This is a genomic window from Acinetobacter sp. V2, assembly GCF_001188385.1.
Taxonomy (GTDB): Bacteria; Pseudomonadota; Gammaproteobacteria; order Pseudomonadales; family Moraxellaceae; genus Acinetobacter; species Acinetobacter oleivorans.
The window spans coordinates 58,474-60,202 of the sequence record NZ_JZFB01000003.1 but is presented as its reverse complement, the minus strand read 5'-3'; the positions used below and the strand labels follow the sequence as shown (position 1 = coordinate 60,202).

The following is a 1,729-nucleotide window of genomic DNA, read 5'->3' as shown; positions in this document are numbered from 1 at the left end:
TTTCTACCATAAGTTGATGCTTTTGCCATTTTTGTTGTTCGTTATACACATTTAGTGCAGGCAATTTTTGTACGCCATTTTTGTCCATTTTAATGGCTTGCCCTGCTTCAACAATCGCCTGACGAGTCGCATGCAATTGGAGCGTTTTAACCTGTGTCGCTTCTACTTTTACCTTTGAGTGCAACATTTTGAGTTCAGTTGCCGAAGGGTCATAGGTTACGCTAAAAGCTGTGCCGAGTGCCTGAATTTGCCCATGACTGGTTTTGACCAAAAAGGGTCTGGTCTTATCTTTAGCAACATCGACATAAATTTGACCTTGCACCAACTCAACCACTCGCTGGTTGGTTTTAAAATCAAGATTAACTGCGCTTTTACCACGTAAAATTAAACGTGAACCATCTGGTAAGGTTTGCGTAGTCCACTGCCCCGATTGCCCTTGAATGTCGGCAGTCACATAGGCCACTGTAGTATCGGTTAAATAAAATAACGCCCCACTCATGGCAACAAACACAACGGCAAAAGCTGTTCCTGCCCGTAAATGTTTATAAGCTTTGCCTGAGTTTAGGCCAGCTTTAAGGGCAACTTTAGTGACTTTTTTATGTCCGCTGGTTTGGGAAAGTTTTTGAATTGAACCAATACACTGTTCAATATCGACAGCCACTTGGCGATGTTGTTCACTGATTTTTTTCCACTCTTCAAATTTTTGCTTGGCGGTTTTTCGTGAGCTTTCATCATCTGAACTCAGTTGAACAATCCAATGCGCGGCTTCTTCAACAAGCTGGTGATGTTTGCTTTTATCCATGGCCATTTAAATGCAAGCGTCCATGTCTTGTCGATTTTGGTAGCACTGAATTAAGCAGCTCGCCAAATATTTTTGAATCATTTTGGTCGACACATTTAAACGCTCGGCAATTTCTTTATGGGTATAGCCTTCGAGATAATGCAAAATAAAAGCTTGCTGTGCTTTTTCGGAAACCCCTTCGAGTGCTTTGCAAAGCTGGTTAATCGCTTGAATAATTTGCATCTGGTCTTCGGGTGAAGCCACTGCATCAAGCATATATTCCATTTGGCTCAAGCCATCTAAATAGGCCTGTTCAATGCGTTTACGGCGCACTTGGTCAATGAGTAGGTTTTTAGCAATTGAGGTTAAATAAGCACGCGGTTCCTTAATGCCGAATAGCTCGTCTCGCGTTTGTAGCAGTTTAATAAATGTGTCCTGAACCAGATCTGCGGCCTGATCAGTATTACCTAATTTTTGTCTCAACCATTGGTGAAGCCAGCTTTGGTGACTTCTATATAACTGATCTACAAGCAAAGAAGTTTTGTTCACAGCAATTGGACTCAAAACAAGGAACCCACAAATGATAATAATTATCATTTAAACAAGTCAAGCAATAATTCAAGTAAAACTTAAATCACTGTTTAATAAATTGAATTAATTGCCCGCTCGCTTTGCTGCACTTCTCTTAAAGCAAATCGGCAAGATTTCTAATTTCTTCCATCACCGCCTTACACGCAGGCGTTAAATAGCCATGTTTAGAAATAGACAAAGAAATATAGCGCTTGAGCGCAGGGTTAATAATTTTTGCGGCTTGAATTGAGGTGTATTGGCTGGCCTTCTTTAACGCTTGCGGCCCCAGCATGGTGTACATGCGAGATTCGGAAACCAAATGCGTTTGTAAACTAATCGAGTCGGCTTCAAATACAATGTTTAGTTCTACCCCATTTT

2 protein-coding genes and 1 pseudogene are annotated in these 1,729 nt (G+C 41.1%); all 3 read right to left on the bottom strand.

The window, feature by feature from the left end:
* The coding region (locus tag UC75_RS11230; protein WP_228137296.1) for a FecR family protein at nucleotides 1-808 on the bottom strand (808 nt) is incomplete at its 3' end.
* Nucleotides 809-1,330 (bottom strand): sigma-70 family RNA polymerase sigma factor, encoded by a 522-nt coding sequence (locus UC75_RS11225; RefSeq protein ID WP_003653184.1) that lies wholly within the window; start codon nucleotides 1,328-1,330, stop codon nucleotides 809-811.
* Nucleotides 1,331-1,466: 136 nt separating this feature from the next.
* Nucleotides 1,467-1,729 (bottom strand): annotated as a pseudogene (locus UC75_RS21290) (LysR family transcriptional regulator); the annotation flags it as partial.